We start from the raw sequence: 25,946 nt of genomic DNA on the forward strand, positions 1-25,946 counted from the left end.
TTATGAAAATGGAGGTTACATTATGCCCTTTGACGGTATTACAGTTTCTGCAATATGTAGTGAATTGAAATCTGCTTTAATAAATTCAAGAATAGATAAAATATATCAACCAGAGGCAGATGAAATAATTCTTAATATAAGAGCTTTTAAGAATAAATATAAATTATTAATATCCGCCACAAGTAAATACCCTCGATTACATTTTACTAATATACAAAAGGAAAATCCAAAATCTCCTCCCATGTTTTGTATGCTCATGAGAAAGCATCTACAAGGTAGTAAAATCCTTCATATTAGCCAAAAGGATATGGAGAGAATTGTATATATAGATTTTGAATCCTATGACGAACTAGGTGATATGAAAATCAAAAGACTCATAATAGAAATTATGGGTAGACACAGTAATATTATCTTAATAGATAAGGAAAGTAACATAATAATAGATAGTATTAAGAGAATCCCATCTGATATAAACAGACATAGGGAAGTTTTACCAGCAAAAGAATATATTCTTCCTCCTTCTCAAGATAAAACTAATCTTTTAAATAATTTAGTTATAAGAATTAATAGGAAAGATGAAGAGTTAGATTTACCCCTATTCAAATATATCTATACTCATTTTCAGGGAATAAGTCCTAGTTCTGCTAAGGGTATATGTCATATGGCTAATTTAGATTATAACAAAAATGTCACTGACTTAAATAATGAGGAAATAGATTTATTAACAAATACACTTATTAAACTTAAGAATATTATTAGTAATGAAAATTTCATTCCCCATATAATAAGATCCTTTCATGAAAAAGAAATTATTGATTTTAATGTGATTAGTGAGTTTATGGACGAAAAATCCTATAGGATAGATAAACTACATAGTATTAGCTCCATGTTAGAATATTTTTATTCCCAAAAGGATATATTAGATAGATTAAAACAAAAATCTAGTAGTATGAGAAAAGTTGTAAATACTAATTTAAGCAAACTTATTAAAAAGGAAAAAAAATTAAATAAAGAATTTAATACTGCTGTAGATTCGGAAAAATATAAAATCTATGGAGAGCTCCTTACTGCAAACTTATATCAGATAAAAGAAGGGGAAAAGCAGGTTCATCTTTTAAACTATTATAGCCCAGATGGAGAATATATGACCATTGATTTAGATAAGAAATTATCTCCTTCTCAAAATGCTCAGAAATATTATAAAAAATATAATAAATCTAAAACGGCTAAGAGGGAAATTCTCAATCAATTAGAAGAAACTCAACATGAAATAAAATACTTTGAACAAGTTAGTCATTCCTTAGAAATAATTAGATCTATGAATGAATTAGAAGAATTAAGATTAGAACTAATGGAAGAAGGATACCTTAAAAGAAGAAATATTCCTAAGAAAAAAAAGGAACATAAAATGGAATTTCTTAGCTTTCTATCTTCTGATGGTTTCACTATATATGTGGGAAAAAATAATAAGCAAAATGACTATTTAACTTTAAAGTTTTCTTCTAAGAAGGATCTATGGTTCCACACAAAGGATATTCCCGGGTCCCATGTAATAATAAGTACTAAGGGTAGGGAAGTTCCTGAAAGTACCATAAAGGAAGCTGCAGAGCTTGCTGCCTTTCATAGTAAAGGTAAGTTATCTAGCAAAGTTCCTGTAGATTATACTTTAATTAAGAATGTAAAAAAGCCTAGTGGAGCTAAACTGGGCATGGTTATATACGATGATTATAACACCTTATATATAACTCCTCGAGAGGATTTATATGAAATATTAGAAAAAAACAAATAAAAACATATTCAAAAATAAAATAGTCACTAAAAAGTGACTATTTTATTTTATAACTACTATATTAGATCCATCTGTCTCTTCAAATTTTACTTTTATAATTTCTTCATTAGATGTTGGTACATTTTTACCAACATAATCAGCCCTTATGGGTAGTTCCCTGTGACCTCTATCTATTAATATGGCCAATTGTATACTTTTAGGTCTTCCTACATCCATAATGGCATCCATGGCAGCCCTTACAGTTCTCCCCGTATAAAGAACATCATCTACTAATACGACAACTTTTTCATTAATATTACATTCTATATTATTGCTATTAACAATAGGATTGTCACTCACCTTTGTAAGATCATCCCTATATAGAGTTATATCTATACTTCCTAAATCTACCTTTTGTCCTTCAATTTCCTCTATCTTTTTTGCTATTCTCTTAGCAAATGGAACCCCTCTAGTTTTAATGCCTACTATAACTATATTTTCAATCCCCTTATTTTTTTCAATAATTTCATGGGCTATTCTTGTGGTAGCCCTTTGTATTGCTTTTTCATCTAGAATTTTAGCTTTATAACTCATATTTTCACCTCTATTTTTTACTATTTCTTAATTTTTCTAATATATGAGAAAAATATTCAGGTAACTGGGAATCAAATTCTAAATATTCTTTAGTTTTAGGATGTATAAATCCTAGTGTTTTGGCGTGTAAAGCTTGTCCCACTATATTAATTTTTTCCTTTTTGACGCCATATAAAGGATCTCCAATAAGGGGATGTTTAATGTAGGCCATGTGAACTCTAATTTGGTGGGTTCTTCCTGTCTCTAATTGGGCTTCTATTAATGTATAATCACCAAATCTCTCCACTACCTTAAAATGGGTTATGGCATGTTTACTATTTTTTGTAACAACCCATCTTTTCAATCTATCTACAGGATGTCTTCCTATAGGTGCTTCTATAGTTCCCCTGTTTTCCTTTATATTTCCATGTACTATAGCCATATATTTTCTTGTTATGGAATGGTCTTTTAATTGCTCAGCTAAAAAATTATGGGAAAAATTATTTTTGGCCACCATCAAAAGTCCACTTGTATCCTTATCTATCCTATGTACAATTCCAGGCCTTATAATTCCATTTATAGATGATAAATATTCACAATGATAAAGTAGGGCATTAACTAAAGTGCCATCCTTATGACCTGGTGCTGGATGAACTACCATATCTCTAGGTTTATTTACTACCACCACCTGATCATCTTCATATACTATTTCAATAGGAATATCTTGTGCTTCTACTTTTAATATTTCAGGTTCTGGAATAGATACTTCTATACTATCTCCACCTTTTACCTTATATTTTTTAGAAGTTTCAACCTTGCCACCTACAGATACATTTCCATCTTGTATAAGTTTTTGAATATAATTTCTTGATTCATTTTCTAATTTAGAAGAAATATATGCATCTAATCTCTTTTTCGAATCTTCATTTTGTACACTAAATATTTCTAGGTCCAAATATATCTTCCTTTCTAATGTTCTTCATCATACTTTATTAAATAATAGGATAATAATATGGCTCCCACTACTATACTAATATCTGCTATATTAAATACGGGCCATATTCTAAAGTCAAAAAAATCAATTACATAATCTAACCTTACCCTATCTATGAAATTTCCTATAGCTCCAGCTACTATTAAACTTAAACTTACATTCATAATCTTATGCATATTCTTGTGTTTTACAGAATATATAAACACTCCACCTAAAACTACAATAGTTACTACTACAAAAAACCATTTCTGATTTCTAAGTATTCCAAAGGCTGCACCTGGATTTTGTACATAGGTTAGATGAAATATATTATTGATAATCGGTATGGTCTCATTTACACTCATATTGGCTTGAGTTAAATATTTAGTAAACTGGTCTATTAAAATTATTCCTATTATAATTATATAGTTCATAAGCTACCTCCTTAAAATGCCATCTCTCTGATTATATCACAATTTCAACTGTTTTAGGCATATTCAAATAAAAAAGTGAAGCACAGGCTTCACTTTTGCTCTTCATAGTAGGATTCACTTATTTTATCTACTTCTTCAACTACTCCAGATATAGTCCTATCATAATTATTATCATACCAATCTAGGGATTCATGCTTAGTCCGGTTGTTTCTATTAACTTCTTGAAGGGCATCTTCTCCATCAAAGCCATTAATGTTAGCCTTTTCTAAAGAACTTTCACCAAAGGGTACTCCTAATACATCCTCTTCCACAGGGCGAGTTTGCAAAATTTCATTAAGTTCTAACCCTTCTTCCTTTTCACAATTTATACAATTTATAGCCGTTGGCATAAATTCTAATCTTTCTTTTTCAATCGGTTTATTACACATAAAACAAGTTCCATAAGTGCCCTTTTCTATTCTTTCTAGTGCATTATTAATATCCCTTATATATAGCTTTTCATCATCTTTTAAACACATATTCATTTCCATTTGAAAGGTTTCTGTACCCATATCTGCAGGATGATTGTCATAGGATGATAATTCATAATTATAATCCTTTAGGCCCTCATTGTTTTCATTTTTATTAGACAATTCTACAGTATTTATAGCATTTTCCCTTTCTTTTATGAGTTTCTTCTTAAAATAAGATAATTTATCTCTGTCCATTTTTATCTCCTTATTTATAATTTTCTATTATTTCTATCAACTTAGCTATGTAACTTCCTATCAATGGCAAATCCACAAATTGATACAAGATATAGAGGGTTAGAGCTGCTAAAACTGTCAATCCTATGGCTGTTCCAAGTCCCCTTGCCAAGCCAATCATAAAATTTATATACAAAATTCGCCTAGGATTTTCCATCATTTCAACATATTTTCCAATTTTAGCCTTTTCCATATCATTAGATAGCTTTGAGACCTTTTCATTAATTTCGGCCAAAAGTTCATCTTTCATAAAAGTTCTCCTAACATATTCTACTATTTTATTATTTCCATTTAGCTTATTTTTATAATTTTTCAAGTTAATATTTTAGATTTTATTATTTATTCTATTTTCATTTAGGTATAGATTTTGTGGTTTTAAAATTGTTTTATATAGTAACTTTCCTATAAGGGAAAATATATTGAAAATTTTTGGGATTGAGGAACGTCACAACATCCTATGATACTTGAACATGACTCATGAACCTATCTACGAAGATTCACACTTTCCCTTGTGACAAGGACTTGGGTGGAAAAGATTTTCAATATATTTTTCTGAAATAGGCACACATAAAACTGGTTTATAAAAAATAAATCAGAGAAAATTAACTATTAAAATAAAAACTGCTAATAGTCATTAGCAGTTTTCATCTTTCTTTATTTTACAACCAAATTATGTAATTTGTAAAGTATTACAGCAGCTTGAGCTCTATTTGCATTTTCCTTTGGAGCAAACAATCCATCTCCCATACCACTTATGATTTTTTCTTTTGCACATAGGCTTACAGAGTCCTTTGCCCATGGTGATACACTTTCAATATCTTTAAATATACTTAGTTTATCTAAACTTACCCTTTTATATCCTTTTTTCTCAAGGACTTTTGCAACAATTACTGCCATTTCTTGTCTTGTAATCTTTCCATTTGGATCAAATGAGATTTCACTTCTACCATTGATTAAACCATGTTTATATGCTGCACCTACATAATTATAGTACCAAGCTTCTTTAGCTACATCTTCAAATGGTACATTCATATTTTCAGTAGAATATGCCATCATCTTAGTAACTAATGTGGCAAATTCTGCCCTTGTAATATTTGCAGCAGGATCAAACCTTTTGTCTGTACGACCATTTATAACCCCTTCAGATGCCATAGTCTCAATGGCTTCCTTTGCCCAAGGGTAGCCTTTAAGGTCAGTAAATACCTTTTTAGTTAATTTATCTACTTGTTTAGCAAAGTATTTACTAAAGTGACTTGTTCTAAATCTTATCGTTTTTGTTACAGAGTCATATTTTCCTCCAACTTCTTCTATCTTACCATTATCATTTAAGAAGAATACCTTTACTTCCTTTTCCTCTTCTACTTTTTCTTCATATGGAATCCTAATTTCTATTGGTTCTTCAAAATTAGATACTTTTTTTTGTCCAACTCTTGCATTTAAATCTACTATTGGACTACCCTTTGGAACTTTGTACCTTGCAAGGGCAGATAGGTCATTTCTATCTATTTTTTTTGCACTAAGAGATATTTCTTTATCCATTCCTTTGTCTCCAAAAGTTTTCTCTGTTACATTAAATTCTGCTACCTCTGTTTTAATGGTTACTTTTTTAATTCCATTTTCTCTTAAAGTTTCCATCACATTTGAAGGTAGATTTGTTTCTATTTCTTCTTTTCCCATATTAACTACTTCTATTGTTAATTTTGCTTCAAATTCTTTAGGGCTTTCAATATTGTTATTCTTTAGTTTTTCTTTCATATCTTTTACTGTATTTACTGCTGCCTTTCCTAAATCTTTCACCTTATTTCCATCAATTTTTGCAATTACTTTCTTTTCAGCTATCTTTAATTGATCTTTTTCAATTTTTTGCGTACTAGCCTTTTCTACTGCTTTTTGCGCCGTCTGTACTGCTTTTTCTTTTATTTCTTTAGCATTTTCTTTCCCTAATTTGTTTATTAGGCTTCCTGCAGATTCAATAACATCTCCTGCAACTTTACTTACGTCTTTACCCTTGATTTTATCCATTGCTTTAAGGGTTATTTCCATATTTTCTACTACTGCCTCACTAAGCTGTTTTTTATCACTATCTTTCTTTAATTTCTCAGCAGATTTTATTAATGTCTTCACTACATTTATATTTTCACTTGCTAAATCCTTTGCACCTTTTTCTGTCTTAATTTTATCTACAGCCTTCTTCATTACTTGTGACATATTTTTCACATCTTTTACAAAATCTTTAGCATCCTTTTCTGAATTGACCTTTTGTGCCTTTTCATTCAATTTAGAAGATACATCTTTTATTGCCTTTGCAATATCCTTTTCATTTGCATTTTTATTATCTAAAATATTTTTTGCTACATCAATTTGATTTTGTACTTCATCTTTTATTCCAACATTTGCTTTATGTTTATTTCTCTTATCTGTCCTATAGTCTAATGTGTAGAACCAGTATATTCTTTCTCCACCTTTTAAATCATAATTTTCTGCTGCCGTGCCAATTTGCTTATTATTAACATGAACCATCCAACCGCTGTACGGCCCTTTATCCCGTGTTCCTTGTCCATATATACTATCTACAAAACCATCTGGTTTCTTATGGATTTTACCACCAACAGCTCTCTTTGTGACAGCATATAAATTATCGCCCTCCTTTATTTCTATTACTTTATCTGATAATATAGTTCCTTTGTATCCTTCTATTGTAATAGTAACAGTTGGTTTATTTTCAGGACCTATAGGGTCTACTTCTTTATTCTTAATAACTAGAGAAAATTCTTCTTTCTCTTCATTAATATTAATAGTTCCCTTATATTCTGCTCCTTGATTTAACGAAAAAGAAACCCTAAATTTTCCATCTTTATCTGTATTTCCTTGATTGATATAACTAACTTTATCGCTATTAAACACTTGTATTGAAACAGGTACTTCTTTATAATTACACATTCCATCTATTGTAACAGATTCTCCTTCAACTGTACTTTTTATTTCTATTTGTGCAAAAGAAGGTATTGTCATTGCAATAACAAGCAAAATTGCCAATAGTACTTTTTTCATAGTGTCCCTCCTTTTAAATTAAATGTTATATTCGAATTTGACAGCTTCTCTATTAAATCAGAGAAGCTGTATATTACTATTTTCTAACCTTTGCACTAACAGGATCTTTTAAGAGAACATTTTGTTTCTCTAAAGTATCCCATACAAAAGCTTTTAACTCATAGGTTCCATCCACTGGAATATGTAAACTCTCACTTATATCCCTATTTTCTCCTGCTTTAAGTTCTTCCTCTACAGCCTTATAATTGATCATCTTACCATTCGTTTTATTGTATAAAGCCAGAATTAATGTTGCTTTTTTCATTTCTCCACTTATGTTTTTCACTCTTACAATGACTTTTGCTGTATCTCCATTCTTAAAGACTTGTTCTTTCATCTTCTGTATTTCAAAATTCTTCATAAGCATTTGTTCTATATTTAACTCAATTGTATCTTGTACACTTTCATTACCTACTACTTTTGCTGTAATCATAACCTTTCCAGCTTTCTTTCCTATGACGCCTCCATCTGTATCGATACTGGCAATATTTTCATCTGAACTTTCCCAAAGTATACCCTGTGTCATAATCTCTTTATTATTTTTATCAAAAACTTTAGCTGAAAGATCTATCATTGTATTTTCTTTGATTATTTTACTTGCTAATTCTTGTATTTGAATTTTACTTGCCTTTATTGGATCTACATACTCGATTCTAAGGGCATTATACATGGATCTTCCTTTGTATAGATCTGCTAATGCCATAAATGCTTGTTCTGTTGATTTTTCATCTCCAAATCCATTATCTTCTTTGAAATCAAGTAATCTATCTAATATATTTTTTTCATTTTTTTCATACTCCTTAGATAAAGGATCTATTCCTACTGCTACAAGTCCTTGTATCACAGCAGAAATTGTACACGCATTTTCTTTTCCACTCAATGTATTTTTAATATATTCAACTCCATCATTAATGGAATCATTTACACCTTGTATTTCTCTATGTTTGCCAAGTGCCATAATGGACATGGCTGTGTAATCCATATCTCCAAAGCTACCATTTTCCTTCTGGTAACTCCTTAATGCTTTTGTTGCTTTATTCACATCATAGTCTGCATCTGCCATATCTAGTGCTAATATACTAAAGGCAACTGTTGTTGCACTATCATCCCCTTGATGAAGAATAAACTTACCTTGTTCATCTTGAGAATCTGCTAATACTTTTACATAATTTTTGCCCTTATAATCTCTTGGATTTTCTTTTGCTCCAATCAATCCTATAATGTTTCCTGCATAATCGCTGGCTTTCATATCTTCTTCAGCCATTTGTGTTATTTTATATTTTTTCTTTATTATATCTATATCTTTTTCATTCTTACTTGCATATCTATATCCTATTGCTTCTCTAAATGTAAATTCATCATCTTTAGAATAATAACTTCTTAATTCATTTATTGCCTCTTTAATCTTTTCTTCATTCGTCTTTTCTTCTATAATTGGTCCTTCTTCTTTTTCCGTCTTTAATATGAAATTTTGTTTTTCTCCCTCTGTTAAAAAATATCCATTATAATCTTTATTTGATTCTAACTGGGTTTGGAATTTAAAATTGCCATTATCATCTGTTAATCCTTGATCAAAATAAACTTTTTTCTTCCCATCGTTTATTTGTACCACAACAGGTTCTTTGTTACAATCTGTTGTTCCATTGATTTTTATATTTCCTTCATTTACATTAATCTTGAAATCAATTTGTGCAAAGGAAGTCAATGTAAAGGATAATACGAATAACAGCGATAATAAAATACTACCTATTTTTCTTTTCATAATATTCTAATCTCCTCTACTGTATATTCAACTCTATAGGATCTTTCATATAAGAAATACCATTATCTGAATCATCCCATACAAATCCTCTTACTGTATATTTACCTGTCTCTGGTACTAATACAGAAGCGGATAATTTTATTTCTTTTGTTGGTTTTATTTCTTCATTCATATAGCTGTGATTTATCATTTTATTGTTTTCATCATATAAACCAACCATTAGGGCAATCTTTTGTCCTTTGCTTCCTTCATTTTTTATGTTTACTTTTACAAAAGCCTCTTCTCCATTGGAAAAGTTTTGTTTTTCTATCTGCTCTATTTTTAAATCATTTTCTTTTAGAATTATTTTTTCACTCTTTGTAAATGCCTTTAAACAAACATTAGTATTTTGTTCATACTTAGTTAAATCTGTCCATTGTTCTCCATTACTACTAATAAAACTTTGGTTTTTCTTTGCCTTTGCTTTACTTGCATACTTTCCCTTTGGACTTTCAATGGCAACAGGATTTTTACTTCCTCTTGTAGTTATCTTTACCATGACAGCAAATTTTTCCTTTGGATTTAAATCAATTTCATCTAACTCTACCGTATGATATCCCATGTGATGAATTTTTCCACTCTTTACTTTTTCCTTATTTTTAAATGAATCTATATTATTAAAATCCCTAGAAATCCATATTTCATAAGTTGAATCTTCTCCAGTTGTATAAAAACTTACTCCACTTAATTTTTCATTTCCCTCACATTGAAAAACATTAGAAAACCAAGCCGTATCCAATGAAAATCCATATTCATTTGTTTGTCCTAGTTCATCATATTGATAGATATTATCATACTCTTGATGCTCATTACTTAAAAACACTCCATTTTCCGTCTTTCCCATATTGAAGTCATAATAAGAAATATAAAAATATCCATTTTCTGCCCATTGATTACCCCAACTGTTCTTGCAAATGAAAGCTCCATTTCCAATATGATCCTTGTTTTTAAAATTGTCTTTTGAATAATCATCGTCCCATCCTACAATAGCCACTGTATGATCGTAACCTCTTAAAGTATTGTTATTATAGGATTTTTTCTCGGAGCTGTAATGGGCATCATCCCATTTTAAATTAGTATACACTCCACCATAATCCATAACAGCCTTTTTAATCTTATGATTATCTTTAAAATCACTTCTTTTAGGTATAAATATTACATCTTGAACATGATAATCGGCTTTCATTATTCCTCTATTTATGGGATTTCCATAGGATGGATAGGGATCTTTTTTTTCTAGTACTGGGCCTTTGTGGCTAGCTAAATAAGCCGTTGCCATATATATATTTCCTCCATCTGTGGATTTTAAATCAAATCCATGGTGAGTTAGCATATTATTTTCTGAAAAATCTACATTTTTATTTTCCCTAGTCTTTATACTAGATTCAAGGGAAGAAAGGGCTGCAAAAGCCCAACATCCATTAATCTTTCCTTGATCTTTAACTTCTGTTACTCTATTTTCTTTTCTTAAATCATATTTTATTGGTAAGGATTTATCTGCATAAGCTATGTTTAGTGGAGCTGTCATAAGCAAAACGAAGCTTAATACAATACTAGAGCACCTACCTCTTTTTCTGATTTTCATACGATTCTCCCCTTTAGTCTATATTAATAATACGAGTTGGTTTGAATAAATCTATTTCTTCTCTACTTGATAAGAATATTTTAATCTTATATGCTCCATCTTTAGGTACTGCAAATCCTGGAGATAAAATTATCAATTCCTTACCTTCTAAAATCCTTTGTGCACTAGCTGTTTTTAATACTTTATTGTTTTCATCACATAATTGAATTTTACAAAGCATATTGCTAGATTGTTCTGTTTTATTTTTCACTTGAATTTGTAATCTTGTTTCTTCTCCCTTTGACAAATCATTATCATTTAGTATATTCATTTCAAATAAATTACTGGCTATATTATTAGTGACCTTTACCTTACAATAGGGTCTACTAATATTGATAACTCCTTCTTTGCTTCTTGTGGCACTTATGACATATTCTCCTTCTTTTTCAAAATTTAGAGTGACCTTTCCTTCAGCATTTGTCATTTTATTTAAATCTTTTTTAAATACTTTTTCATTTACTTCTTTATACTCAATACTTGCTTTTTCTATATTTGTATCGGAACCAGAACTTGATCTACCTTTTAGTTGCAATGTAAAATTCTCATTTGGTTTAACAATGATTTCATTTTTATCAAAGTAGGAATATGTAAAATTTTCATAGTCTTCTACATAATATACACAGATATGATCACCATCATTAATTGCGGTATTAATAAAATAATCATTTACATAATGATCATTTAGATAATACATCCAACCACTATTTGCTCCTGCACCAAATTCCTTTAATCCATTGATATTTTTTAGCCTTGATAATTCACTTCCTGCATCAAATTTTTCTTTGTCCGTACAGTCTATGTTATTTTTTTGTAGTGCTGCAATCAATGCATTCATAGCTGTTGGATTTTCTTTTACAAGGCATCTTCCATCTCCATATATACCCATATCAAAGTTATCTACTTCTAACTCAATCTCTGGTATAATGTTATTTTTACTTCCTTCTACCCTTACCTTTACTTTCACTGATTTTTTCTCTATAACCTCTAGTGCTATCTCATGTTTCATATTGGGATTGTCTTTTAATGTTGCTTTTAAAACTACCTTTCCTTTAGATAGAGGTTGAAGGTAGGTTTTCCCTTCTTCCTTATGTACCTTTGCAACACTCTCATGGTCCACTTCCCAATTAAAGATTAACCCTTCAATTGGATTATTTATTTTATTAAAACCTTGGGCTTTTAATTCTAGTAAATCTCCCACTCTAATTTTATCTTTATTGCACTTAATTTCTATATTTTTAATTTCTGAATCTTCTATAGTGATTTTTGTACTGGCTTTAATATCCGTATCTTTAATAGTAGCTGTAATAATTACTTCTCCTGCCTTTTTAGTTGTAATCAGTCCAGCTTCCACACTTCCTATAGTTTCATCAGAAGATGTCCATATGATAGAAGGCTTTTCTATCCAATTATATTGGTTATCAAATACAGCTACTTGCAGTTTAAGTGATTGTCCTATCAATAACTTGTTCATTTCTGGCTTTAGTATTAAAATTTTTGACATATCTCCTATATTCGTATTTCCCTCATATTTGATTGCCAGTTTTTCAAACATGGATTCATTGGAATACATATCAGCAAAAGCTGCAAAGGCATGATAAGTGGCCGTATAGTCAAACCCTCCTCCTTCAGACTTAGCAAAAGCTTTTTCATTCTCACCGATATATTTACTTTTTAGTATGCTATCTAAAACAGTTTTTCTATTTTTTATCCATTCTTTTGAATAAAGAGGGTTTACACCATTGGCAACAAGAGCTTGAATAACCGTTCCTGTGGCAATTGGACTGTTTTTAAAATATCCTCCACCTAATTCAAAACCGCCATCATCATTTTGTTTGTTCTTTAAATAAGCTATAATCTCATTTATTTTTTCATTGACCCCTTGTATATTCTTATGATTTGCAAAAGCTGTTAAAGCTACTGCTTCCGATTTCACTTCATCATATCCTGGCATATTCTTTTTCTTATATGGTGTCTCAATTAATTTTATTAATGCTTTTACTGCACTTTCTTTATCATATGATGCATCCGCCATATCAAGGGCAATAATTGCATAGGATAGTGATTCAATGTTATTTTTATCACTGTCACTTATAATAAATTGACCTTTATATGACCCTTCTTTCATTTGATGTGCTCTTACAATATCCACATAATTTTTTGTTTGACCTTTAAATATATCCTTCCTTGGATCGATTCCAGAACCAATTAATGCAATAATCATTTTTGTATAATGAACCGCTGTAGTTTGATGTGAATATCTTAATATACGGGCTTTCACATCTTCTTTATTCATTCCTAAAGCCACAGCTGCAGGTGATGCTAAAAATTCATATGAATTATAACTTTCATAATGAGTTTTTAAAAATTCTATTTGAGTTTTTAATTTTTCTTTTAAAATTTCATCAGAAATGCCAGACTTAACCTTTATAGTAATTTCATCGTATATGTCTTTATCATTTTTCAAATATACTTTTATTTTTACTGTGCCTTCTTCTAAAGTCTTCACCAATCCATTTTCCACTTTAGCTTTTTCTAAGTCACTACTTTCCCATACAAGACTTTGATTTTTTACTATATGATTGTCTTCATCGTATATAGTCGTTTTAATCTGAACTGTATCTCCTGCTACTACTTCTATAGGCTCTTGGTTGGTGATTTCTATTCTTGCAGGTGCTCCTGCTTTTACGTATTTTATTTCATGATACATAGATGTATTATTTTTTAAATCTGCTAAAGCACAAATTGCGTATGCAGTATGATCATAACCACCAATACCTTCTGACTGATCCGATTTAAACCCTTTTTTTCCTTTGCATTTTAACAGAGCATCTAGCAATGTAATTTCATTTCCGTATGAATCATATTTTACCCATTCTCCTGAAAGTGGGTCTTCTCCAAGAGCTATAATCCCTTGAATCGTCAAGGATGTATTCATACAACTTTCTATAAAAGCATTTTCATCTTGTTTTTCTTTTAAATACTTTTTCATCCCATTAATGGCATCCACAACACCCGTTACTTTTTGGTGCTTTGAAAGAGCTATGAGCACCCATTGTGTTCCCTCTATATCTTCTTTTTCTTCATCTTTTGTTATAGCATATATTTTCCCTGAATCTCTTTTTAATTTATTTATCAAAGCAGTAATAGCAGCTGTTTCATCGTATTTTTCCTGTGCCATATCTAATGCGATAATCGCTTTTGCTACCCACTCAGTTTCTGGATTGTCATAAAATTTAGGTTGTGCGTTAATTATTTTTTCAATATAATTTTTTCCTCTATATTCCTTTGGATTTTCACAAGCTGCTATAAGATTGATTGTATTTCTTCCTTGGCAATCTAGATTGTCTAGATCATAAATATTAAGCTTAGAAGCTATATCCTCTATATTTACCTGAATACTTCTAAGTGCCATAGAATGGATATACGCATATTCATCTTTTGTGACTAAATATTCTTTGGCAAAATTGATCCCATCATTTAGCTTTTCTTCTTTTGTTTTTCCTTGAGTAATCTCTAAGGCAATACTTCCTTCTACGTTACCAACTTCTTTACTAACAGTTGCTTTTATTGTTATCTTTCCTGCCTTTACTCCTGTCAAAATATTGTTTTCATCTATTGTTGCAGAGCCTGTTGGTTCTATAGCCCATGTTATGGATGGCTTTTGAATCACTTCTCCATCTCTATCAAGTACCTTTGCATTGATTTTTACTTTTTTTCCTGTTTGTATCGTATCAATATTCTGTTCTACCGTTACTTGAACTATATTAGGTACAGCAGGAATAACCTTTATACTCATAGTATTTTTCACAGCATTATTGTCTTTTAGCATAGCTGTAACCACAACAGTTCCTGCACCTATAGCTGTAAGCTCTCCTGTTTTTTCATTGATTGTCCCAATAGCTGGCTGATCTACAGACCAAACAAGCTCTTGATCTGGTATAAAATTATGATCCTTGTCAAAAACTTTTGCTGTTAAGGATAAGGTATGCCCTACCTTTAATTCTTTTTGATCATTTTCTGCATGAATCACTACTTCTGTAGCTGCTCCTTGCGTCTTTGTTGGTTTGTACATAGATTTACCCATTTTAATATCGGTAAGAGCTGCAAAAGCAAATGCTGTTGCTTTTTCTTTACTTAAAGACCCTCGTCCCTTTTTAAAGCCATTCTCTTCCTTTAGCTTTAAAAGTGCATCTAGCATGGTTGTTTTATTTCCTGCTGCATCTGTTTTTATATATTCTTGAGATAAGGGATTTTCACCTATTGCTGTAATTGTTTGAATCGTTTGTCCAATCTCTTGACAATTTGTGTCCTCATCCCAACCATTATACTGTTCTTTTAGATATGCTTTTACTTTGTTGATAATATCATCTACACCATTTATATCCTTATGATTAGAAAGAGCAATAACCGCCAAAGCAGTTTTTTCTAAATCAGGGGTATCTGACCAACTACTTCTTTTTATATATGCTTTATCCACAGATATTTTAAATTTATTTTTCAAAGCTTCTATTGCTTTATTCTCATTATAAGATGCTCCTACCATGTCTAATGCAATCATAGAATGAGCAATACAATCTGCCTCATCATCAGAAGACCACTTATAACCTCTAGCATCAAAGTGTCCTTCTTCTGTTTGTGAAGTTGCTAAAAAGCTTACATAATCATGACCTTGATAAGCTTTAGGATCTAATCCTGCTGATAGGAGTACCATAATAGCTTTTGCATATTGATCCGATGTTTTTCCTGAATAACCCTTTTCAAAATTCACATCAGGTAAATCTAATTTGGCTTGAATACTAGATGCATCTACTCCAGCTCTCCTTAATGCTAAAGCTTCAAGGTAATCATATTTTGTATCTTTTTCATAATAAAGCTTTAACTCATCTATTACTCTTTGGGCTTTTTGTTCATTGGTTTGTACAGGGATTACCTTTAAATCAAAAGTCTTTGATAGTTCAAAGCCCTTTGTTTTTGCAGTAATTGTAATGTTTTTTTCGCTATCTACTGACTTTGCTGTAATCAGTCCTGCTTGGTCTATACTAGCTATATGCTCATAAGAGCTTGTCCATTCTATTGCTTGTCCCTTCATCCATGTATCATCTTCTTCATACGCCTTTGCCATGAGGCTAAGCTTCTGACCTACTTCTAATGTGGCTTTTTGAGCTTCCTTTTCTCCTATAAATATTTTCATTTTCTTAGGAATAACTGCAATAATCTTTAAAGATATTTCTTTTTTTACACTCGGCTTATTTTTTACTATAGCTTTGATCGTAATGGGTTTATCTTCTACTACATCCTTTGCTGTAACAAGTCCTTCTTGATTGATACTAGCAATATTTGTATCAGAACTAGACCATATAACCTCTTCCTCTTTTATTTCTTCTCCATCTTCTTCAAGTACTTTTTTAGAAAGCTTTAAAGTAGTTCCTTCTTTTAATTCATTCTTTTTCCCAAGGGGAAGGGTAATCTCGATAGTATGTGGTACTCTTGCCTTTACAGCAATAGCTTTTGTAGCTGAAATCTCTGTTTTATCTACCTTTGCTGTTATTTGAACTGTTGTATCTGCATCTATTGCTTGACCTGTAACCCATCCTGATTCATCTACTACTGCCTTATTGGTAGCTGAGCTTGTCCATTTTATTTTTTTCCCTACTACTAATTTATTGTTTTCATCTAATACCTTTGCTTTTAGCTTTAGTTTTTGTCCTTCTTTTACGAAATCTTGATCCCCTATGATTTCAATACTATGAGGAATGGTTCCTAATTCTACCTTGATTTCTTTATACATAGACTTATTTTTTACTAAATCAGAAAGCGCTGCAAAACCTAAAGCTGTTGCTTCTTGATCTACACGATATGCTGTTTTTGTTTCTTTAAAACCATTATCTTTTCTAAATGAAATCAATGCATCAAATATTGTTTTATCATTTTTAATCCATTCTGCACCTAATGGATCTTGTCCTATAGCTATAAGTCCTTGAACTACAGCAGCTGTAGCTTTACAATTTTCTTTATCTCTATAATACATATCTTTAGCCGTGAATGCTGCGTTATCTGTTTGCTTATATTTAAAGTATCTAATATAAGCATCTACTAAATCGCTTATTCCATCTTCATCCATATGCTTAGACATAGTAATCATGGCTAAAGCTGTTATCTCTACGGCACCATAGTCTTTGCTTTTGGGGATGCATTTTCCACTCCCTAGCATTTTTGATTTTAACTCTAAAATATCCATAGCTTTTGCTACATTATATTCTGCACCTGCCATATCTAAAGCAATCACTGGTAAAATAACATTTTCAGGATCCGAGGAGCTATATCCAATATTAAAGTATCCTGATTGCCCCTGTTTATCTACAAGCTCTTGTACATAATCATGTCCATTATAATTTCTAGGATCTAATCCTGCTGCAATCAATGCGATAATATTTTTTGCATAATTTTCTGCACTTGATAAATCCGTCTCTATTCTTATTTTTTGTTGAATACTACCTGCATGTCTTAGGCCTAGAGCTTCTATATAATTGTATGAAGCTTTGTTATTATAATAAGGCTTTACTTCATCTAAAGCATTTTTGAATATACCACTCATAGCTACAACTTCTATATGAAAAATAACTTCTGCCTCTTCACATTTTGCTTTCACTTGAGCTGTTCCAACAGCTTTTCCTGTGATTTCTCCATGATCTAAGGTAATATACTCTTGACCAGCTACTACTTCCCAAGTAATACTTGCATCATTTATTTCTTCATTCCCTTGATCTAAAACCTTCCCAGTTATATTTATATTTTCATCTTTTTTAATAGATATTTGATCTTTTACTTCCTTGTCCTTTGAATATAATTTAATGGTAGTTGGCTTTCTTTCACTTACTTTTATAGCAATGGTTTGAGTAATAGAACCATTTTCAATACTTGCTGTTATGGTTACATGCCCTGCTTTAATCCCTGTTACTAATCCATCGTTAACAGTTGCAATACTTTCATCAGAGCTTGTCCAAACAATCCTTTGCCCTGGTACAATTCGATCTTGGTCGTCTACAACCTTATATTGAAGCTTTAATGTTTTCCCTTTTAGCATTTCATTGGCTTTGCTTTCAAGGATAATCTTTGAAGGAATTTCTCCAACCTGCACCCTTAATGCTTCGTACATAGATTCTCCTATCTTTAAATCAGCTAATGCCCTAAATGCAGCTATGGTTGCATATTTATTAAAATATCCATATCCAGCAACATCCTTAAACGTTCCATTATCTAATTTCCCTTTTAATAGCTCTGTATAAAGATTATCTTCTCCTTTACTAAACTCGCTTGACACTGGATCTTTTCCAACTGCTAAAAGTCCTTGTATGACATTTGCAATAGCTTGTATATCTGGTCGATATTTATCAAATCCTACATTTTCTTTCTGACAATCTTTAATATAATTGACACATTTTTCAATTGTTTCATTAACACCAGCTATTTCTCTATGTTTTGACAATGCTATCATGGCTCTTGCTGTATTTTTTAACTTATCTTTAACAGACCAACCATATACATACTTATTTTTACCATCATCTTTTAAGTTGTCTAAAATATATTTTACGGCTCCTTGTTGATTATAGCTTCCATTTGCCATATCCAGGGCAATCACACATTCTATATGATATGGCAAATAAGAAGTAGAAGATACAAAACTTCCGTCTGAATTTTGAATTGTAGCTAAGCTTCCTACAAAATCAGCTTTCTGTCCATTAACTTTTTCAAAATCTCTAGGGTTTTCATCTACCGCTATTGCACCCATAATCCCTTTGATACAATTTGTATACCCTCTAGTACTAGATACTTTATTTAATTTTGACACCATGCTAGAAGTATCTTCTCCTAGCTGTCTATACGCCATAACCACATCGTAATCTAGCTTTGACTGGCTATTATAATATTCTTTTAACTTATTAATCACTTCATCCTCTACAACTACTTTCTTCTCTTCCATAAGCTGTAGCTTTTCTAAAAATAAATTTCCATCCGGATCATATACTTGATTCGAAACTGTATACACCTTATCGCTAACTGTATCCTCATTATTTTCTACCTGATCGTTCATGCCTCTTTTTTGACTTGCATAAGCATGTAAAGCTGCTGTTGGCATTATGCTAACCAACATGGTAAAAGCTATAATCATGCTCAATATCCTTCTTCTCATTGTATGCCTCCTCTTACATAAATAAATTTGTTGTCATCCTGCCTTTACTAGCTTTTTTTCGTAAATTGATGCCCTCCTTTTCTATTTTCTTTCCTATGTTTTTATTTGCTTCTATATTGAATAAATTTTAAAGTATATAAAAAAGCCTTAACTCCCATTTGAAAGTCAAGACCCTTTTTATAATATGCTCAGATATCACTTACATGATATCGGTTACATACTTTACCGCCTTGTATTTTACCTTTCCTCGGAAGGTTTATACACAAGTACTTAGGCAGGTCTCCTGACTTATGGATTAACGTTTGCCTTTCACCTTCCCAGTTTCCCAGTGGCATATTGAAAGGTCACTCCCCATTTACAGTGGCCGGACCGTTCGTGATTTTCACACGATTCCCTTTTAATCTTTGATTTGCATCAAAGAACCTAAATACATTATTATTTAATTTTTAACTTTTCTAAACAATAGAAAAACTACAAACCAACTCTTTTTTTAGAGTGTCAGTCTATAGACTATATATTTAATCTATAATTTCTCTAGTTCTCTACTCAACTCTAATTAAGTTTTTTAAGCTTCTATCAAAGCATGTACGATGCTAAACTTTTTGCGACCTTTTTATATTACATGATTCTGTATAATATGTCAATTTTTTCATAAAAACAGAAAAATCCCTAGGATTTCCCCAGAAATTTTTCTGTTTGCTTATTTAATTAATTCATATACCTTATAAAGAATCACTGCGGCTTGTGCTCTATTTGCATTTTCTTTTGGTGCAAATATACTTTCTCCCATACCACTTATAATATTTTCTTTAACGCATAGACTTACAGAATCCTTTGCCCATAATGATATACTTTCAGTGTCTTTAAATACATTAAGGTTATTTAGACTTTCCTTTGTATATTCTTTTTTCTCAAGAACCTTTGCAACAATTACTGTCATTTCTTCCCTTGTAATATTTCCATTAGGATCAAATATATTGTTGCTTCTGCCACTAATTAGACCCTTATTATGTGCTGCAACTACATAATTGTAATACCAAGCCTCTTTAGCTACATCTTCAAATGGTACCTTCATATTTTCAGTAGAATATGCCATCATCTTTGTTACTAATGTGGCAAATTCTGCCCTTGTAATATTTGCAGCAGGATCAAATTTTTTGTCTGTACGACCATTTATAACCCCTTCAGAAGCCATAGTCTCAATGGCTTCCTTTGCCCAAGGGTAGTCTTTAAGATCAGTAAATACCTTTTTAGTTAATTTATCCACTTGTTTGACAAAGTATTTACTAAAGTGAATTGTTTTAAATATTATCGTTTTTGTTACAGGGTCATATTCTCCTCCAACTTTTTCTATCATTCCATTGTCATTTAAGAAAAATACCTTTACTTCTTTTTCCTCTTTTACTTTTTCTTCATATGGAATCCTAATTTCTATTGGGTCTTCAAATTTAGATACTTTTTCTTGTCCAACTCTTGCATTTAAATCTACTATTGGACTACCTTCTGGGATTTTATATCTTGCAAGGGCAGATAGGTCATTTCTATCTATTTTTTTTGCACTAAGAGATATTTCTTTATCATTTCCTTTGTCTCCAAAAGTTTTCAGTGTAACATTAAACTCTGCTACCTCTGTTTTAATTGATAATTTTTTAATTCTATTTTCTCTTAAAGTTTCCATCATATTTGAAGGTAGATTTGTTTCTATTTCTTCTTTGCCCGCATCAACTACTTCTATTGTTAATTTTCTTTCAAATTCTTCATCACTTTCAATATTATTATTCTTTAGCTTTTCTTTCATATCTTTTATTGTATTTACTGCTATTTTTCCTAAATCTTTTACCTTATTTCTATCAATTTTTGCAATTACTTTCTTTTCATCTACCTTTAATTGATCTTTTTCAATTTTTTGCTTACTAGCCTTTTCTACTGCTTTTCGCGCCGTCTGTACTGCTTTTTCTTTTATTTCTTTACAGTTTTCTTTTCCTAATTTCTTTATTAGGCTTCTTGCAGATTCAATAACATCTCCTGCAATTTCACCTACTTCTTTACCCTTGATTTTATCCATTACTTTAAGGGTTATTTCCATATTTTCTACTATAGTTTCACTAACCTGCTTTTTATCACTATCTTTCTTTAATTTCTCAACGGCTTTTTCTAGTGTCTTTACTACATTTATATTTTCAATTGCTAAATCCTTTGCTCCTTCTTCTGTCTTAATTTTATCTATAGCCTTCTTTATTACTTGGGATATATTTTTCACACATTTTACAAAGTCTTTAGCATCCTTTTCTGAATTGATTTTTTGTGCCTTTTCATTCAATTTAGAAGATACATCTTTTATTGCCTTTGTAAGATCCTTTTCACTTGCATTTTTATTATTTAAAATATTTTTTACTGCATCAATTTGATTTTGTACTTTATCTTCTGTTGCATACTTTGATCTATCTGTATTTCTTGAATCTGTCTTATAGTCTGATGTGTAAAACCAGTGTATATTTTCTCCACCCTTTAGTTTATAACTGTCTACTCCTGTTTGTATGTTTTTACCATTCACATGAATCATCCATCCACTGTTTATACCTTTATCAAAGGTACTCTGACCATCTATACTATCTACAAATCCATCGGGTTTTACATTGTAAGATTTACCATTTTCATCAAGTATTCTCTTTGTCACATCCCATAGGCTTTCACCTTTTTTAATTTCTACTTCCTGTTCTGATATAATGATCCCTTTATATCCTTCTATGAAAATAGTTACCTTATCTCCTTCTTCTATTCCATTATTATCTATATCCCCCTCTTTTAGTGGTATAAATAATTTATCATATCCTTCACTACTTATTTTAGCTCCCGTATACATGGACTCTTTCTTATGCAAATCAGCTAAAGCTGCGAAAACCTGTTCTGTAGCTAAATCATTTCCGAAAGTATCTCCACTTTTATACTTAAATAAGGAATTTAACATTGTTTTTCCACCAACACTCCATTTACTTACTAATGGATTTTCTCCCACTGATACAAGTCCCTGTATTACCGTTGCAAGGGTATTAACATTTTTATTCATTATATTTTGCTTTTCATTAGAAAGCTTTTCTACTGCTTTATCGATACATTTGTTTACACCTACTATATCTTTATGCTTATAAAGTCCTTTCATAGACATGGCTAGTGTGTCTATATCCTTATATGGTCCAAAAGTTCCATCATCATTTTGATAGTTCATCAATGCTTTTACTGCATCTTCTACTCTATAATCTGCCTTTGCCCTATCTAGTGCAATAATACTAATAGCAGATACAGTTGGATAATCATCATATTTTCCTAATATAAACTTCCCATCTTTAGTTTGTAATTGGACTAATCCATCAACAAAATCTTTTCCTTTATAATCCCTTGGATTTTCTCCTAAAGCTATTAAACCAAGTATAGCATTCGCATATTCTGAAGCAGTTTTTGGAACAGCTACTATTTTATGTTTTTCTTGTATTGTTTTTAAATCCTCTACTAACTCATTACTCGTATGCCTATAACTTAAAGTTTCTGTAATATCAAATTCCTTGTGATTTTTATAATACTTTCTCAAATTATTTACAGTATTCTCTATAACTTGTTTGTTAGATACATTCTTTTGAATAGTCAATTGTAAAGATTCATTTAAATGACTAACCCCTTCAACTTGTGCAGTAATTGTGACTACCCCTTCTTTTATAGTCTTAACTACTCCTGTATTTTCATCTACTGTTGCAACTTCTTTATTACTTGTATACCACTTTATGGATTTTCCTTTTAATTCCTCGGCTCCATCAAATACCTTTGCCTCAAGCTTTATTGTATCTCCTACTGGAAATAAATCTGAAGTTTCTAATATTTTTATACTTCCCACGTTGAAATTTTGTGTACACCTTATTAATTCAACAAATTTCCCATCTTTATCTTTTTTATATATCTTTCCTATATATTTTCCTAAAGGTACATCAATATATGCTTCCCCATTAGAATCTGTAGTATAAGTTTTATCATTAATTTCAAGAGTTGCCCCTTCTACATTTTTAATATTATCTTTGATAGTTGTCTTTACTATAATTTTTTTATTATTTCCATCGTTTTTGTATTCTAATACAGGAAGTGTTGTTCCTTTAATTACATGGAATAATACTTCATCTAAATCATGAATCTTAAGAATAGTTACACCTTCAGAGGCTGCTTTTGTTTCTCCATTTTTAGCTATATATATTCCCCAATAGGCTTTATCCTTATCCCAATTAGGCTCTACCCCTAGTATGGATTTTATCATTCCACCTTCAATTTTTATAGCTTTTTCTCCTACACCAGTTTCTAATAGGTCTAATGCAGTCTTTTCACCTGTAACCGGCAAATCCTTTTCGTATAAAGTCTTATCTGTTCCTTCTATTCTTAGTTTTATTCTTTTAAATTGTTTTTTTACTATTATTTTGCATACATCTACAAAACCGCCATCTTCTGTTGTCATAGTAATGGTAGCTTCTCCAGGATTAACACCTATAACATATCCATCCTTAATGGTTGCTACTGATTCATTGTTACTCTTCCAAGATACATTTTTATTTGGTGCATTTTCAGGATAATAATTGATTTCTAATTTTGTTTTTTCTCCTACATGCATTGCTTTTTTGTAATCCTTCAAGCTAGCACTAGTCATTGCATCCACATCTAATTTTGACACCTTAATGGTACAACTATCAGTAAAGCCTCCATCTTCTGTTTCAACAGTAATAACTGCTTGCCCTTCACTAACACCTCTAACTGTTCCGGTAACATCTACTGTTGCAATATTGTTTTTATTTGATTTCCATATTAGCTTTCTATTTGTTGCATTTGCTGGTTTTACTTTTCCACTTAATTTAGCTTCTCTTCCAACATAAAGTTCTAAACTTTTTTGTTCTAATTCAATACCTGTAACACTTTCTTGTGATCCTGATTCTTCTTTTACTTTTAAAGTAGTATAATAAGTCTGCTTGTCAACAGTTACTTGCTCAATATATATACCCTTTTCTTTAGTACTAGCTTTAGATCCCCACTGAGCTGATTTTTTTACTTCAGCTCCGTTTGACTGAATCAAAATAACTTCTGTAGGTAGTTTTTCTCCCACAATTACTTCTACATCTTTCACCTTTACAGATTTTACTCCTGATGAATTCTCTGGTGCAATATCTACTATTCCTCTAACTTCTGTTGATAATTCACCGAAAGTTCCATTTAACTCTCTATATGCTGTAGAAATCTTTACAAAATCTATTCCATCTAAATTGATATGCTTTCCATCTTCATCTACTGCCCAGTCAATATCAATAGATCCACCACCATAACCCTCTACTTCTGGTGTATATGGATTATCTGGATTTTTCGTATAATCGGAAAGTCCACCTTTTATTCCCTTTACATCAGCATATCCATATGCAGGATTTTTGTCATTTATCTTTATACATTTAACAGTATATTTTTCTTGTGGAATAAATGAAAAATCCTCACCTTTTGGATAATGTATTTTATCAGGTGCTTTACCACTTGCTCCTTGATTATCCTCCCATTTTACTTGAGTATCATTATAATAAGTTATTTCATAATCTTTAATGGTATCTTTGTCATAATAGGCAGAACCTGCTATATCATACCAAGTATCATCTGCTTTCCCATTGCCATTTTCATCTTTCATGACTGCTATTGCTCCTGGTTCACCATATCCAAAGAAAGCATTTCCCAATACATTAAAATCTACCCCATATGGATTCTTTTGATCATTTTTTATGGTATGATCAAATCCGTATACTACATATCCTCCTAAGGCACCTAAAGAAACCATTTTAGTACTATAACTATCTGTTTCTATATTTTTTAGAATTTCCTTTGCTTTTTTAATACTTCCATACCCACCACTATACGCATATTGACCTGGTGCAGGCATAAATTCTATTAATTTAGTTTGACAGCTGTATACAGCTTCACTTACAACTTCTTCTTTTTCTTCTAATAAATATTTATCTGATGATTCACTCTCAGACTTACCATATACAGAATTACCTACAGTTTCTTCTGCATTTACAGTAATTGGTCCAAATGAACCAAATCCTACTGTAGTAAATAACATTGTAAAAATAATAAGTAAAGATAAAAGCTTATTCCATTTCGTATTCATATAAAGTCTCCTCTCTTTTGTGTCTATTTCATTATAGTATTCCTCTAATACCATTTTTATCTATTTACCCACCCCCTTTTATTTGTTAAAAAATCGAAAAAACCTTGTCTTCTCATTGAAATCAAGGTTTTAGTTTGTTTTTCATAAAAACATTTATAATTTATTTATAAAGTAATCATTTAAACTACACTTTCCTTAACCCAAGAAGAATTTATGTGCAACAATTTAGGTAGGTCTCCTGACTTATGAATCATTACTTCCTTTCACCTTCCCAGTTTCCTAGTGGCATATTGAAAGGTCACTCCTCATTTACAGTGGCCGGACCGTTGGAGATTTTAACTCCATTCCCTTTTCATATTTGATTTAAATCAAATATCCTAAATAGCTTATTATGAAATTGTAAACCCATAGTCCTATGTCTAATTTTCACTTGTAGAGTAAAATGGTGGATTTGATTTATTCTCTTCCACCATCTCCTCATCAAACCGTACGTGAGGTTCTCCCTCATACGGCTTTCCGATGTTCTTCTTCCATCCGCATTACGAGTTTTGAACAATATATTTTAAGCCAA

Annotated in this window: 11 protein-coding genes and 2 riboswitches; of the genes, 1 reads left to right on the top strand and 10 read right to left on the bottom strand. The window is 31.0% G+C overall.

The features are described from left to right. Positions 1–22 precede the first annotated feature (22 nt). Positions 23–1,789 carry an Rqc2 family fibronectin-binding protein gene (locus N4A57_RS11645; protein ID WP_293658166.1) on the top strand — a complete coding sequence of 589 codons (1,767 nt, stop codon included), beginning with the start codon at positions 23–25 and terminating at the stop codon, positions 1,787–1,789. Positions 1,790–1,831: 42 nt separating this feature from the next. Here N4A57_RS11645 and pyrR read toward each other — a convergent pair whose 3' ends face one another. The 10 genes from pyrR to N4A57_RS11695 form a co-directional block, all read right to left on the bottom strand. Continuing rightward, positions 1,832–2,362, bottom strand: coding sequence for a bifunctional pyr operon transcriptional regulator/uracil phosphoribosyltransferase PyrR (gene pyrR, locus N4A57_RS11650; RefSeq protein ID WP_293658167.1), 531 nt, complete (start codon positions 2,360–2,362; stop codon positions 1,832–1,834). A gap of 10 nt (positions 2,363–2,372) precedes the next feature. Further along, complete coding sequence (locus tag N4A57_RS11655) at positions 2,373–3,296, bottom strand: RluA family pseudouridine synthase (RefSeq protein WP_293658168.1); 924 nt, start codon at positions 3,294–3,296, stop codon at positions 2,373–2,375. 14 nt (positions 3,297–3,310) lie between these two features. Continuing rightward, positions 3,311–3,748: a signal peptidase II gene (gene lspA, locus N4A57_RS11660; protein ID WP_293658169.1), complete on the bottom strand. Its 438-nt coding sequence runs from the start codon at positions 3,746–3,748 to the stop codon at positions 3,311–3,313. Between the two features lie 89 nt (positions 3,749–3,837). Then, on the bottom strand, positions 3,838–4,455 hold the full coding sequence (locus N4A57_RS11665) for a TraR/DksA C4-type zinc finger protein (RefSeq protein ID WP_293658170.1): 618 nt from the start codon (positions 4,453–4,455) through the stop codon (positions 3,838–3,840). Between the two features lie 10 nt (positions 4,456–4,465). After that, the gene (locus N4A57_RS11670; RefSeq protein ID WP_293658171.1) at positions 4,466–4,744 is read right to left on the bottom strand and encodes a DUF5665 domain-containing protein; all 279 of its coding nucleotides are present in this window, start codon (positions 4,742–4,744) and stop codon (positions 4,466–4,468) included. A 404-nt stretch (positions 4,745–5,148) separates the two neighbouring features. Further along, positions 5,149–7,545 (bottom strand): S-layer homology domain-containing protein, encoded by a 2,397-nt coding sequence (locus tag N4A57_RS11675; RefSeq protein WP_293658172.1) that lies wholly within the window; start codon positions 7,543–7,545, stop codon positions 5,149–5,151. Positions 7,546–7,621: 76 nt separating this feature from the next. Then, a complete protein-coding gene (locus N4A57_RS11680; RefSeq protein ID WP_293658173.1) occupies positions 7,622–9,346 on the bottom strand; it encodes an Ig-like domain-containing protein in 1,725 nt (574 codons plus the stop codon). Between the two features lie 16 nt (positions 9,347–9,362). Beyond that, complete coding sequence (locus tag N4A57_RS11685; protein WP_293658174.1) at positions 9,363–10,970, bottom strand: lectin like domain-containing protein; 1,608 nt, start codon at positions 10,968–10,970, stop codon at positions 9,363–9,365. 13 nt (positions 10,971–10,983) lie between these two features. Further along, positions 10,984–19,200, bottom strand: a complete 8,217-nt coding sequence (locus N4A57_RS11690) for an Ig-like domain-containing protein (protein WP_293658175.1) — start codon at positions 19,198–19,200, stop codon at positions 10,984–10,986. A 256-nt stretch (positions 19,201–19,456) separates the two neighbouring features. Further along, positions 19,457–19,642: riboswitch (cobalamin riboswitch) on the bottom strand. A gap of 258 nt (positions 19,643–19,900) precedes the next feature. Next, on the bottom strand, positions 19,901–25,375 hold the full coding sequence (locus N4A57_RS11695; protein WP_293658176.1) for an S-layer homology domain-containing protein: 5,475 nt from the start codon (positions 25,373–25,375) through the stop codon (positions 19,901–19,903). 211 nt (positions 25,376–25,586) lie between these two features. Continuing rightward, positions 25,587–25,771, bottom strand: a riboswitch (cobalamin riboswitch). Positions 25,772–25,946 lie beyond the last annotated feature (175 nt).

The sequence above is a fragment of the Anaeromicrobium sp. genome, assembly GCF_025210435.1.
Lineage (GTDB): Bacteria > Bacillota > Clostridia > Peptostreptococcales > Thermotaleaceae > Anaeromicrobium.

Excerpts from the sequence above, each read along its gene's own strand:
- N4A57_RS11645 (WP_293658166.1), top strand. The coding sequence starts at position 23 with ATGCCCTTTGACGGTATTACAGTTTCTGCAATATGTAGTGAATTGAAA.
- pyrR (WP_293658167.1), bottom strand. The coding sequence starts at position 2,362 with ATGAGTTATAAAGCTAAAATTCTAGATGAAAAAGCAATACAAAGGGCT.
- lspA (WP_293658169.1), bottom strand. The coding sequence starts at position 3,748 with ATGAACTATATAATTATAATAGGAATAATTTTAATAGACCAGTTTACT.
- N4A57_RS11665 (WP_293658170.1), bottom strand. The coding sequence starts at position 4,455 with ATGGACAGAGATAAATTATCTTATTTTAAGAAGAAACTCATAAAAGAA.
- N4A57_RS11670 (WP_293658171.1), bottom strand. The coding sequence starts at position 4,744 with ATGAAAGATGAACTTTTGGCCGAAATTAATGAAAAGGTCTCAAAGCTA.
- N4A57_RS11675 (WP_293658172.1), bottom strand. The coding sequence starts at position 7,545 with ATGAAAAAAGTACTATTGGCAATTTTGCTTGTTATTGCAATGACAATA.
- N4A57_RS11680 (WP_293658173.1), bottom strand. The coding sequence starts at position 9,346 with ATGAAAAGAAAAATAGGTAGTATTTTATTATCGCTGTTATTCGTATTA.
- N4A57_RS11685 (WP_293658174.1), bottom strand. The coding sequence starts at position 10,970 with ATGAAAATCAGAAAAAGAGGTAGGTGCTCTAGTATTGTATTAAGCTTC.
- N4A57_RS11690 (WP_293658175.1), bottom strand. The coding sequence starts at position 19,200 with ATGAGAAGAAGGATATTGAGCATGATTATAGCTTTTACCATGTTGGTT.
- N4A57_RS11695 (WP_293658176.1), bottom strand. The coding sequence starts at position 25,375 with ATGAATACGAAATGGAATAAGCTTTTATCTTTACTTATTATTTTTACA.